The organism is Bacteroides sp. (assembly GCF_028690125.1).
Taxonomy (GTDB): domain Bacteria; phylum Bacteroidota; class Bacteroidia; order Bacteroidales; family Bacteroidaceae; genus Bacteroides.
Genome location: NZ_JAQVBV010000001.1, coordinates 283,299 through 296,415, shown reverse-complemented (window position 1 = coordinate 296,415; position 13,117 = coordinate 283,299). Strand labels below are relative to the sequence as shown.

Below are 13,117 nucleotides of genomic sequence, written 5' to 3'. Positions count from 1 at the left end.
AATGAAAAGCAATATTTTTTCCTATCAGCGATTTCTTTTAATTGGTGTTTTATTGTGTTTACATCTATGTTGTTTTGCACAAGTATTACAAGAATCTTCACAAAGGGAAATTCTTAGAGTAAAGAAAATAAATCCGACAGCGGTAGATATTCAATTCTCCGATCATCAGCAAATGACGATTGACTTTTATGGAGAGAATATTTTTCGTATTTTTCAGGATAACTCCGGAGGTATTATCCGTGATCCCGAGGCAACTCCTGAGGCGCAAATACTTGTCAATTGTCCTCGGCGTAAGGTTTCTCAGTTGGTTGTGAGCGAAGAAGGAGATCTTGTAACGCTGATTACTGATAAAGTAAAGGTAGAACTCAGTAAGAAAACCGGTTTGATGAAAGTAATTAACTTGAATACTAACGTATGTGTTATTGAAGAGGTAGCTCCGGTGGTATTCGATCCGAAAAAGGTGACTGTGACTTTAAAAGAACACCCCGATGAATATTTCTATGGAGGGGGAGTACAGAACGGACGTTTCTCTCATAAAGGAAAAGTTATTGCTATTGAGAACCAGAATAGTTGGACGGACGGTGGAGTAGCTTCTCCTACTCCTTTCTATTGGAGTACAAAAGGCTATGGAGTGATGTGGTATACTTTTAAGAAAGGAGAATATGATTTTGGAGCTACGGAAAAGGACAGAGTAAAGCTCTTTCATGAGTCTTCTTACCTGGATATTTTTTATATGGTTGATGATGGAGCAGTTGCTCTGCTGAATGATTTTTATCAACTGACCGGAGCTCCCGTGTTATTGCCTAAGTTTGGTTTTTACGAAGGACATCTGAATGCTTATAACCGCGACTATTGGAAAGAAGATTCGAATGGCATTCTGTTTGAAGATGGAAAACGCTATAAGGAGAGCCAGAAAGATAATGGTGGAATCAAAGAATCATTGAATGGCGAAAAAAATAACTATCAGTTTTCCGCCCGTGCTGTGATTGATCGATATAAGAATCATGATATGCCTCTTGGGTGGTTATTACCGAATGATGGTTATGGAGCGGGATATGGACAAACCGAAACACTGGACGGCAATATTGAAAATTTAAAAAGTCTAGGTCAATATGCCCGTAAGAATGGAGTGGAAATCGGACTTTGGACACAGTCGGATTTGCATCCTAAAACGGGAGTCAGTGCTTTATTGCAGCGTGATATTGTTAAAGAGGTTCGTGATGCAGGGGTACGTGTACTGAAAACGGATGTAGCCTGGGTAGGTGCGGGATATTCTTTCGGACTGAATGGTGTGGCAGATGTAGGTCATACTATGCCTTACTATGGAAGTGATGCCCGTCCATTTATTATCTCATTGGATGGTTGGGCAGGAACTCAGCGATATGCCGGAATCTGGTCTGGTGATCAGACCGGAGGTGTGTGGGAATATATCCGTTTTCATATACCAACTTATATTGGTTCGGGACTTTCCGGTCAGCCCAATATCTGTTCGGATATGGACGGAATTTTCGGGGGTAAGAATGAAGTGGTTAATATTCGTGATTTTCAGTGGAAAACATTCACTCCCATGCAGCTGAATATGGATGGTTGGGGAGCTAATGAGAAATATCCTCATGCTCTTGGAGAACCTGCTGCATCCATTAATAGAATGTATTTGAAGCTGAAATCCGAATTGATTCCTTATACGTATAGTTTTGCTAAGGAAGCGGTAACCGGATTGCCTCTTATCCGTGCTATGTTACTGGAATATCCGAATGCTTACACGTATGGACCGGCTACGCAATACCAATATATGTATGGTACCGATTTTCTTGTGGCTCCTGTTTATCAAAATACCGGAAGTGATAAAGACGGTAATGATATTCGTAACGGTATTTATGTTCCTGAAGGTGTCTGGATTGACTATTTCAGTGGAGAGAAATATGAGGGTAACCGGATTTTGAATAACTTTGAAGTACCCATTTGGAAGTTGCCAGTATTTGTAAAGAACGGAGCTATTATTTCGATGACTAATCCTAATAATAATGTTAACGAGATTGATCGGTCGCTTCGTATTTATGAATTCTATCCGTATCAGCATTCTTCGGTTGTGGAATATGATGATGATGGTGTGACGGAAGCTTACCGTGAAGGAAAGTCGGCTACTACCCTGATTGAATCAGAAGTAAACAGTAAGAATCGGGTGACTATCACTATTCATCCTACAAAAGGAAATTTCGATGGATTTGTTACAGAAAAGGCGACTGAGTTACGTATCAATGTAACGGAGAAACCTAATAAACTTCAGGCTAAGATAGGAAACAAAGTGGTGAAACTGATTGAAGTGAATACCATTGATGAATTTCTAAAAGGAGAAAATATCTATTGGTATGAGGATTCTCCTAACCTAAATAAGTTTGCAACCAAAGGAAGTGAATTTGAAAAGGTAAAGATTACAAAGAATCCACAATTACGTGTCAAATTGGCTTCTACGGATATATCTTCTAGTCCGGTTATGCTAAAGATGCAAGGTTTCCATTTTGAACCGTCCAACAGTTATCGTGTGACAACCGGAACTTTAATAGTACCTCAAAATGCTCAGGTGACTGAACAGAATAGAGAAGCATATACTTTGAAGCCAACGTGGGATAAAGTGCCTAATGCTGATTTTTACGAGATAGAGTTTAACGGAATGCTTTATACTACTATAAAGGATACAGAATTATTATTTGAAGATCTGACTGCCGAGACACCTTATTTATTTAAGGTACGCGCAGTTAATAAAGACGGTGTATCTGATTGGTCAGAGATCCGTGTTACTACGAAGGAGAATCCATTAGAGTTTGCGATATATGATATTGAAGGTGAATCATCTGCTGCCGCACAAGGAGGATCCGGAGTGAATCGGTTGTTTGATTTTGCTGAATCGGGAGATGTCTGGCATACAAAATATAGCGTTAATTCAATACCACTGGATTTGATTATTGATCTTAAGACTGTCAATCAACTGGATAAATTCCATTATTTGCCTCGTACGGACGCAGGTAATGGTACATTGTTGAAAGGTACAGTATCTTATAGTATGGATAAGGAAAACTGGACAGAAGCCGGTACTTTTGAGTGGCAACGGAATGCAGATGTAAAAGTTTTCAGTTTTACGAAACATCCTTCTGCCCGATATATCAAACTTACTGTTACGGCAGGTGTTGGAAATTACGGTTCGGGTCGTGAAATATATGTATTTAAAGTACCGGGAACCAGCAGTTATTTGCAAGGTGATATTAATAATGATGGTAAGATAGACCGTAATGATCTTACTTCTTATATGAATTATACCGGATTACGCCGTGGAGATTCGGATTATGAAGGATATATCAGTAAAGGAGATATTAATATGAATAATCTGATAGATGCGTATGATATTTCCGTAGTAGCAACACAACTTGAAGGTGGCGTTGATAAGAAAGCTGTGCAGAACGTGGCAGGTTCTTTATCTATCAGTACTCCGAAGCAGGTATATCAAAAAGATGAAATCGTAGAAATTCATGTAAAAGGAAACCAACTTCAATCAGTAAATGCACTTAGCTTTGCATTGCCTTATGATCAGAATGATTATGAATTTGTGAGTATAGAGCCGTTGAATATGAAAGCGATGGAAAATCTAACATACGACCGCTTACATACGAATGGGGTGAAATCTCTTTATCCTACATTTGCTAATATAGGAGAGCAAGAATTGCTGGCAGGATCTCAAGAATTGTTTATCTTAAAGCTCAAAGCAAAACGCAAAGTTAAGTTTGATTTGCAGATGAGGGATGGAATATTAGTTGATAAACAATTGAAGATGTATCAATTCTAAGATCTACTCTGTTGAGTTTATAAAGAATCCGGGTTGAAAGCCCGGATTCTTTATAAACTTTTATTTGATGAAGTGAGGTTGATATAATAACTATGGCAGTTATTAAATTGACATTCAAAGTGCAACGAAAAATCTCTTCTTTGTGTTCGGAAGACAAGATTCTTCCTCCCTACGGTCGTCTGAATGACAGAATGATACGACTATCGAAATTTTGTACTGCCCTCAGCTTTTACTATACGGATAGATAATTTATGCACTGAAAGAGTGAATAATGAATCTTCTTCAAAATAATATATAGAACTCTTACTTATGTTTGATAATGTCTTTTGCTCTATCCAATGCTACATTAATATTCGGGCAAATATTCTCTTCTCCCAACAATTCATAGAAACCGGATTTACCTAATACATTATGTACTTTCTCATTGACTCCGGAAAGGATAACGGTTATTTTTTCTTTCTGTGACATCTGACAAAGTGTTGTTAGATTATGAATACCGGTTGAATCAATAAAAGGAACCTTACGCATACGGATGATACGTACTTTAGGACGATCTCCTAGTTGCGCCATAGTCTCTTCAAATTTAGTGGCGATACCGAAGAAGTAAGGACCATTGATTTCATAAACTTCTACTCCTTTTGGGATAACCAGATGCTCTTCGTGCAAAGTAATGTCAGATTCTGAATTAGGATCAATCTCATCAGTAATAACAGAAATTTCCGTGGTTTCCATTACACGTTTCATGAAAAGGACACAAGCTATGATCAATCCTACTTCGATAGCAATTGTCAAGTCGAAGATTACAGTAAGGAAGAAGGTAATCAGCAATACGGTAACGTCTGATTTTGGATTTTTCAGCAGAGCTTTGAATACGCGCCAACCACTCATATTATAAGATACAATTACTAATACTCCGGCAAGGCACGCCATTGGAATATATTGTGCAAGTGGCATCAAAAAGAGTAAAATCAAAAGTAGGACTATTGCGTGGATAATTCCGGCAACTGGTGTTTTACCCCCATTATTGATATTAGTCATTGTGCGGGCAATGGCTCCGGTAGCGGGGATACCACCAAACAAAGGAGTTATAAGATTTGCAGCTCCTTGCGCAATTAACTCGGTATTAGAATCATGCCGATCACCTATCACGCCATCTGCGACTGTAGCAGATAATAAAGACTCAATAGCTCCTAATACGGCAATAGTAATGGCTACCGGAAACAGATTTTTGATAGCTTCCCAGTTTAGAACCGGCACAGTAGCATCCGGAAGTTCTGAGTTGATTGTGAAACGGTCGCCAATGGTAGAAATACAATCGACTCCACCATAAGTTTTCATTAAATAAACAGCAACTGTTACTACAACAATAGCTATTAATGAGCCGGGAATTTTTTTTGAGAACTTAGGCGTTATTGCAATAATAATGATGCTGACAATACTTACAATGGTATTCCACCAGTTTACCGTATCAAAATGCCGGAAATAAATGATCCATTTTCCAACGAAATCGCCCGGAACCTTTTCACTTCCGAATGTCAAACCAAAAATATCTGCAATTTGCGTAGTAAAGATAGTAACGGCAATACCACTGGTGAAACCTACAATAATAGGATAAGGAATAAATTTGATGACAGCTCCAAGTTTGAATACTCCTAATAATATAAGGAGCACGCCTGCCATTAGAGTGGCTATAATCAGTCCAGCTTCACCATATTGCTGAATGATACCGTAAATGATAACGATAAATGCACCTGTCGGTCCGCCAATCTGGACCTTACTCCCTCCTAATATGGAAATAATGAATCCGGCAATGATAGCGGTGATGATGCCTTTTTCCGGTGATACTCCCGAAGCGATACCAAAAGCAATAGCCAGAGGAAGTGCTACGATACCTACGATGATACCCGCCATCAGGTCTGCCATGAATGTTTCTTTTGAGTAATTTTTCAGACAGGAAACCAGTTTGGGTTTAAATTCAAATAGCTTCATTTTTTATAGATTGTTTGTATATATGTTGCTCTTTTGTAAAGTAGAGGTTGCAAAATTAGATAAAATAATTGAGATAAGTATGTTTTGGAATATACTATTTGGCTGTTGATAGGTTTTATCAATGACTTGATCGTTTTTATTAATGAGAAAAAGGGTGGATATTAAGAACAAAAATCTTATATTTGCGTTATAAAAAAATCGACAAGTTACGCCTAAATAGGTTTCAAACCAATTAAATTATATCAGAATTATGACTAAAAGTATTAAAGGAACTCAGACAGAAAAGAATCTACTGACTTCATTTGCAGGAGAATCACAAGCAAGAATGCGTTACACTTATTTTGCCAGTGTTGCTAAAAAAGAAGGCTACGAACAAATCTCTGCTATCTTCACAGAAACAGCTGATCAGGAAAAAGAACATGCAAAACGTATGTTTAAGTTCCTCGAAGGGGGTATGGTTGAAATTACTGCCACCTATCCGGCAGGTGTGATTGGCAATACATTAGAAAATCTGCGTGCTGCTGCTGCCGGTGAACACGAAGAATGGTCATTGGATTATCCACACTTTGCTGATGTTGCAGAGCAAGAAGGTTTCCCTATGATTGCTGCTATGTATCGTAATATCTCTATCGCTGAAAAAGGTCATGAAGAAAGATATCTGGCATTTGTAAACAACATCGAGAATATGACTGTTTTTGCTAAAGAAGGCGAAGTTGTATGGCAATGCCGTAACTGCGGATATATCGCTGTAGGTAAAGAAGCCCCTGAAATTTGTCCGGCATGTCTGCATCCGCAAGCATACTTCGAAGTAAAGAAGGAAAATTATTAAAATAAAGTAGATAGAAAAAATAAAGAGGGTGATCAAATGTCACCCTTTTTTTATTACCTCATCTCTACACATATCAAAAAAAGATTAGAAAAAACGAAATTATTGTCATCCGTTTACTGTTACTTATTGGAATTTGTTTGTAATATAATCAAGGAGAGATAATTATTGAATATTTATTATTCCATAACTGACATTGTTTGCTTCTTGTATTCTTTATCTTTTTAATTGTCTATTTTGGGGCAGTAGTTTTCATAGATAGTAATTAATGGAAGAGGTTGTCTCGTTAGTGGAGTGAACTATAATAATTTTTTGTCTAACTTTTTGAGGCATTTCATTAGCGAAATAACCTCTTCCATTTTATAAAATATCTTTTCGTTGCTGGCTTTGGTCTTTTCAGGTAGAGTTTTCTACAAAGAAATTTTCGTGGTTATTCAGATATTATACTATCTTTATATATTGTAACTATTCTTTTTTCTGTCGAATCATTTTTAATACTGGTCACATCTCCTCTGGTAGTAAAATACACATAGTTTCCCATATCTATAAAGCGATAGACTTTTACTCCATCGTGTTCAAACAGATAACTGACTTCGTACGTTTTGTTATTTTGGGATTTACCCTGTTGCAACGGGATTCCTGTGTAACAAGAAGACATTCCTATTATGAAAAATAGAAGTATAAATAGCCCAATAAATGTTTTCATAACTATTCTTTTTTGCGTGGATAATCTATCGTATAATGTAAACCACGACTTTCTTTGCGTTCCATTGCCTGACGTGTAATTAGATAACCTACATTGATCATATTACGAAGCTCGCAAAGTTCACGGGTAGCCTTGCTACTCTTAAATAGTTTTTCTGTCTCCTCGTAAAGAATATCCAGACGGTTCCAGGCACGAGTCAGACGAAGATTACTGCGGACAATGCCGACATAAGCTTCCATAATCTGATTTACTTCCTTCATGCTTTGCGTAATCAGCACTCGTTCTTCAGTCGAAATCATGCCTTCATCATTCCATTCGGGAATGTCCTCGTTAAAATCATAACGTTCGAGCACACTTAATGAGTGCTTAGCAGCTGCATCGGCATAAACCACAGCTTCTATCAGTGAATTTGAAGCCAAACGATTACCACCGTGCAAACCTGTGCAGGAGCATTCGCCTAAAGCATATAAACGGCGGATATTAGATTGACCGTCCAGATCGACTGTGATACCACCACAAAGATAGTGTGCAGCGGGAGCTACCGGTATATAATCTTTAGTGATGTCAATGCCCAGGCTGAGGCACTTCTTATAAATATTAGGGAAATGTTTCTTAGTTTCTTCCGGATTTTTATGGGTTACATCAAGGTAAACATGATCTTCTCCACGTTGTTTCATTTCATTATCAATGGCGCGTGCCACGATATCACGCGGAGCCAATGACAAGCGCGAATCATATTTTTGCATAAATTCCTTGCCATCTTGTGTACGAAGTACGGCGCCGTATCCGCGCATTGCTTCTGTGATCAGGAAGCTCGGACGGTCTCCCGGATGGAAAAGAGCTGTGGGGTGGAATTGAATAAATTCCATGTCATTTACCGCACCTTTAGCACGGTATACCATAGCAATTCCGTCACCTGTTGCCACCAGCGGATTAGTCGTATTACGGTAAACAGCTTCACATCCACCGGTTGCCATCACTGTTATTTTAGATAGGAATGTATCTACCTCTCCGGTAGCTTCGTCCAGCACATAAGCACCGTAGCATTTGATGCCGGGAGTATAACGGGTTACAATAATTCCTAAATGGTGTTGAGTGATGATTTCTACAGCATAGAAGTTCTCGAATACAGTGATATTCGGGTGGTTCTTTACCGTTTCTATCAGACTATCTTGTATTTCTGCACCTGTATTGTCTTTATGGTGGAGGATACGGAATTCTGAATGACCTCCTTCTTTGTGTAAGTCGAACTCCCCATTGTCTTTTTTATCAAAATTTACTCCCCATTTGATTAGCTCATTGATTTGTTCGGGAGCGTTACGTACTACCTTTTCTACTGCCGTACGGTCACTGATCCAGTCGCCAGCGATCATCGTGTCTTCAATGTGCTTTTCGAAATTATCCACTGTAAGGTCTGTTACAGATGCAATGCCGCCTTGAGCAAAAAACGTATTGGCTTCTTCCAATCCGGCTTTACAGATAAGAGCGACTTTACCTTTGTGAGCAACTTTCAGCGCATAACTCATACCGGCAATTCCAGAGCCGATGACGAGGATATCGAATTTTCTTACCATAATTTTGTTATTTATCACCGCAAAGCTACAAAATAACTCACTTCGTTGTACTTTTCGTTGTCACTAATTCATAAAATTGCTACCTTGCACGCAAAAATCTGACAAAATGAATCGAATTTTTCATGCCCGTATTGCTTGGTATCAGTATTTCTTGTTGGCCGTACTCACTGTCAATGCCGTAGGTGCTTTGTGGTGTAAGTATATCTTGCCGGCAGTGTTATTTATGCTTATGTTGATTATCGTTATTGAGCAAATTATTCATACTCTTTATACTGTGACTTCGGATGGTACACTAGAAATATCCCGTGGTCGTTTTATCCGCAAGAAAGTAATACCTATAGCTGAAATTACAATAATTAAGAAGTGTCATTCTATGAAAGTCGGTTGTTTTTCAGTGACTAATTATATATTGATAGAATATGGAAAAGAAAAGTTTGCATCCGTGATGCCTATTAAAGAATGTGAATTTATTCAATTGATTGAGAAAAGAAGGAATAAATGAATGAGCTGATTCAAACGAAGTGATTCTATGATTATTATCCCTTAAAGTATGTTCTGAAACTATATATTCATCATGCTGAACATATATATCCAATATGCAGAGTAAATATAGGGAGCAAATGCAATGTAGGCTACTAACTGAATTTATATAAATTATTTACTATGAAATACCAAGTAATCATTATCGGAGGCGGTCCTGCAGGATATACAGCTGCCGAAGTTGCCGGAAAAGCCGGTTTGAGCGTATTGCTTATCGAGAAAAATAGTTTGGGCGGTGTTTGCTTGAATGAAGGTTGTATTCCTACTAAAACATTGCTTTATTCTGCTAAAATATATGATAATGCCCGTCATGCTTCTAAGTATGCTGTGAACGTGGCAGAGGCGTCTTTTGACTTATCCAAGATTATTTGCAGAAAGAGCAAAGTCGTTCGCAAATTGGTATTGGGAGTGAAGGCAAAGCTGGCTACAAATAATGTCACTATCCTTTCAGGAGAAGCGAGAATCATTGATAAAAATACTGTCCGCTGTGGAGATGAAACGTATGAGGGAGAGAATCTGATACTTTGTACAGGTTCTGAAACATTCATTCCTCCTATTAAGGGGATAGAGACAGTGAATTACTGGACACATCGGGACGCATTGGATAATAAAGAAATACTTTCTTCTTTGGTCATAGTTGGCGGTGGAGTCATCGGAATGGAATTCGCTTCTTTCTTTAATAGTTTAGGTGTACAAGTCACTGTAGTTGAAATGATGGACGAGATTCTGGGGGGCATGGATAAAGAGTTGTCCGCTTTATTGCGTACAGAATATGCAAAACGGGGCGTAAAGTTTTTGCTTAGTACGAAAGTCGTTTCTTTATCACAGGATGGAGATTTAGCCGTTGTATGTTATGAGAATGCTGAAGGAAGTGAAAGTGTTGTTGCTGATAAAATTCTGATGAGTGTTGGTCGCCGTCCTGTGACAAAAGGCTTTGGATTGGAGAATTTAGAAATAGAGAGAACAGAGCGGGGTAATATAAAAGTAAATGCTCAAATGCAGACATCCATACCGAGTGTTTATGCCTGTGGTGATTTGACCGGTTTTTCTTTGTTAGCTCATACTGCCGTTCGTGAAGCGGAAGTTGCTGTACATACTATTTTAGGGAAAGCCGATGTTATGAGTTATCGTGCTATTCCTGGTGTGGTTTATACGAATCCGGAGATTGCAGGAGTTGGCGAAACAGAAGAATCAGCTTCAACAAAAGCAATCAATTACCGCATAGTAAAGCTACCTATGGCTTATTCGGGTCGTTTCGTAGCAGAGAATGAGGGTGTGAATGGAGTTTGCAAAATACTACTAGATGAATGTGACCGGATCATAGGAGCACACGTATTGGGAAATCCGGCTTCTGAGATTATTGCACTTGCCGGAACTACGATTGAACTCGGGCTCACTGCAGAGCAATGGAAAAAGATTGTCTTTCCTCATCCTACAGTATGTGAGATATTTAGAGAAGCATTGTAGTATAAAAAGGTGTGTCAGAATCATTTTGACACACCTCCGCATATTCTGTATATAAGTTATGCCATTAAATAAGTATTTAATACTTATGACATTTTATTATTCTTTGATTTGCTTTTTTTATCAAGACTTGAAAGTAATTCAAACAATGCGTGTCGTTTGACCGGTTTTGTCATAAAGAAATTGCAACCGGCATTCAATGCAGCGTCTTTATCCGAATCGAAAGCATTTGCTGTAAGAGCTATTATCGGTGTCTGGCAGTCAAATTTACGAATGTGTGAGGCGGCTTCCAGTCCATTCATTATGGGCATTCTCAGGTCCATCAAGATAACATCGAAGGTTTGACTCCCGGCGTATTCTACAGCTTCTGCTCCATTCAAAGCCCGAGTTAATAGATTCTTTTTTAGTATATTTTTTATTAGAAGATAGTTACTGTCATTATCTTCGGCTATAAGGATACGCAACTCTTTCATCTGGGTAGGAAGAATATTAGACGGAGTTCGTCTTACAATTTTCCGAATTGTTTTTTCCTCTGTTTGCTGTGACTTCTCAACAAATTCCACATCCGTATATCCTAGATACCAAAATTCTGATCCTACATTTTCGGTAGATTCGAAACCTACTTCTCCTTTTGTAGCTTCTGCGATAGCTTTACAAATAGACAGTCCCAACCCTGTACCTTGAGCAAAATTGTCCAACTTTTCAAATCGACCGAAAATATGATGTTTCTTTTGTTCCGGGATACCTATGCCGGTATCTTTTACATATAGTCTGACTTGTCCCGGCTTACATTCATATCCCATCACAATCTCTCCATGTGGAGTATATTTAATGGCATTTGACATAAAGTTCGTAAATATCTGTATGAAGCGATGTTTATCGAAATAAGCGGTGCATTTAGCGTAAGGATCAATGAGTTTAAGTGTGACATTGGTGTCTTTTAACCGTTGTTTGAAAGACTGAAACAGTTCTTCGCAGAGTTGGCTTAAGTCTAACTCTTGCCGATGGATGTCAATAGACCCTGCTTCAATTTTAGATAGATCGAGAATATCTCCGATTAGTTTCAGGAGAATATCACTGTTAGTTTCAATCAGTTGTTTATATTCATCCTTCTCTTCTTGGTCATTAGTTTCTGAAAGGAGCTGTGAGAATCCAACAATTGCATTAAGCGGAGTTCTAATCTCATGGCTCATGTTCGCAAGAAAAGTAGACTTCAGTTTATCCGCTTCCTCTGCTTTATTCTTTGCCAAGATTAGATTTTGCTGATATTTGATTTCTTCTGTTCTATCTTGTTGTATAAAAGTAATTACCGTGATACTGCCGTTCTCATCTTCTCTGGCACTAAAAGTAAAGTTATAATAGCAATAATCATGATTTTCGTCATTTAAGACTTTCAAAACAATGTTGTTATTCGGCAGCTTTCGTTTGTGAATGATATTATCTAATAAAGCTAAAAACTTCTCACGGTCGTCAGGGTAAACTCGTTCGTAGATAGAATTGAGTGACTGCTTTTCAATATTTTCAATATTCTCAATCTGATGATTGAATTTATAAAATATTTCTTCTTTTACCTGATAGTTCCATGATACCAGCTTACCTGTATGGAGAGCTAATGATAAATCTTCCTGCGCAGATTTAATTTTTTTATAACTGTTAATGATTTCCCGTTCCTGTGCCTTCTTTTCGGTGACATCTTCACAGGTCAAAATATATCCTTTCCGTTGCCCTTCCGGGTCTTTCATGATGGTCACTTTGGTGACAAAGTATTTCCTGATTCCTCTTATTGGAGTATCGAAAAATTGTTCTCCGCAAAGATCGAAGTCATAATCTGTTTCAAAAGAAACATTCAGCCCCTTTTTTAGCAGCTCTTTGTCATTATCCATGATATTGGGATCATTGAAAATGTTGATGTCATAAACTTCTTTCATGGATACACCAAACATCTTTAATGCAATGCTATTGGCATATTTAAGAAATCCATCTTTATCATACACTACTACTCCCAGGGGGATATATTCGGGAATAAACGACAGAAGTTCCTGTTGCATATTTATTACTAATAATGTTTTTAAATAACGTATCAAATAGGTATTAAAAACATCAGCATTTAAGTATTTTTGGATTCGCTCTGATGTTGTTATTGCTTGCTTAGGGGCAAATATACAACTTTTTTTTATATT

General features: G+C 38.0%; 8 protein-coding genes. 4 read left to right on the top strand and 4 right to left on the bottom strand.

From position 1 onward, the window contains the following. Window position 1 precedes the first annotated feature (1 nt). Window positions 2-3,838: a TIM-barrel domain-containing protein gene (locus PHO71_RS01195; protein WP_300197685.1), complete on the top strand. Its 3,837-nt coding sequence runs from the start codon at window positions 2-4 to the stop codon at window positions 3,836-3,838. 303 nt (window positions 3,839-4,141) lie between these two features. Here PHO71_RS01195 and PHO71_RS01190 read toward each other — a convergent pair whose 3' ends face one another. After that, complete coding sequence (locus tag PHO71_RS01190) at window positions 4,142-5,827, bottom strand: SulP family inorganic anion transporter (RefSeq protein ID WP_300197682.1); 1,686 nt, start codon at window positions 5,825-5,827, stop codon at window positions 4,142-4,144. A gap of 250 nt (window positions 5,828-6,077) precedes the next feature. Between PHO71_RS01190 and rbr the strand changes: the two genes are divergently transcribed. Beyond that, window positions 6,078-6,656, top strand: coding sequence for a rubrerythrin (gene rbr, locus PHO71_RS01185; RefSeq protein WP_300197679.1), 579 nt, complete (start codon window positions 6,078-6,080; stop codon window positions 6,654-6,656). Window positions 6,657-7,083: 427 nt separating this feature from the next. On the opposite strand, the gene PHO71_RS01180 is transcribed toward rbr, so the two are convergent. Together PHO71_RS01180 and nadB are read right to left on the bottom strand one after the other, a co-directional pair. Further along, on the bottom strand, window positions 7,084-7,359 hold the full coding sequence (locus tag PHO71_RS01180) for a DUF4884 domain-containing protein (protein ID WP_300197676.1): 276 nt from the start codon (window positions 7,357-7,359) through the stop codon (window positions 7,084-7,086). Window positions 7,360-7,361: 2 nt separating this feature from the next. After that, complete coding sequence (gene nadB / locus PHO71_RS01175; protein ID WP_300197674.1) at window positions 7,362-8,933, bottom strand: L-aspartate oxidase; 1,572 nt, start codon at window positions 8,931-8,933, stop codon at window positions 7,362-7,364. A gap of 106 nt (window positions 8,934-9,039) precedes the next feature. On the opposite strand from nadB, the gene PHO71_RS01170 reads away from it, so the two are divergent. Further along, on the top strand, window positions 9,040-9,435 hold the full coding sequence (locus PHO71_RS01170) for a PH domain-containing protein (protein ID WP_300197671.1): 396 nt from the start codon (window positions 9,040-9,042) through the stop codon (window positions 9,433-9,435). Window positions 9,436-9,596: 161 nt separating this feature from the next. Beyond that, window positions 9,597-10,940 carry a dihydrolipoyl dehydrogenase gene (lpdA, locus tag PHO71_RS01165; RefSeq protein ID WP_300197669.1) on the top strand — a complete coding sequence of 448 codons (1,344 nt, stop codon included), beginning with the start codon at window positions 9,597-9,599 and terminating at the stop codon, window positions 10,938-10,940. 83 nt (window positions 10,941-11,023) lie between these two features. Here the strand turns inward: lpdA and PHO71_RS01160 are convergent, their stop codons facing one another. Beyond that, window positions 11,024-12,985, bottom strand: coding sequence for a PAS domain-containing hybrid sensor histidine kinase/response regulator (locus PHO71_RS01160; protein ID WP_300197666.1), 1,962 nt, complete (start codon window positions 12,983-12,985; stop codon window positions 11,024-11,026). Window positions 12,986-13,117 lie beyond the last annotated feature (132 nt).

Coding starts and splice junctions, on each gene's coding strand:
- PHO71_RS01195 (WP_300197685.1), top strand. CDS start 2: ATGAAAAGCAATATTTTTTCCTATCAGCGATTTCTTTTAATTGGTGTT.
- PHO71_RS01190 (WP_300197682.1), bottom strand. CDS start 5,827: ATGAAGCTATTTGAATTTAAACCCAAACTGGTTTCCTGTCTGAAAAAT.
- rbr (WP_300197679.1), top strand. CDS start 6,078: ATGACTAAAAGTATTAAAGGAACTCAGACAGAAAAGAATCTACTGACT.
- PHO71_RS01180 (WP_300197676.1), bottom strand. CDS start 7,359: ATGAAAACATTTATTGGGCTATTTATACTTCTATTTTTCATAATAGGA.
- nadB (WP_300197674.1), bottom strand. CDS start 8,933: ATGGTAAGAAAATTCGATATCCTCGTCATCGGCTCTGGAATTGCCGGT.
- PHO71_RS01170 (WP_300197671.1), top strand. CDS start 9,040: ATGAATCGAATTTTTCATGCCCGTATTGCTTGGTATCAGTATTTCTTG.
- lpdA (WP_300197669.1), top strand. CDS start 9,597: ATGAAATACCAAGTAATCATTATCGGAGGCGGTCCTGCAGGATATACA.
- PHO71_RS01160 (WP_300197666.1), bottom strand. CDS start 12,985: ATGCAACAGGAACTTCTGTCGTTTATTCCCGAATATATCCCCCTGGGA.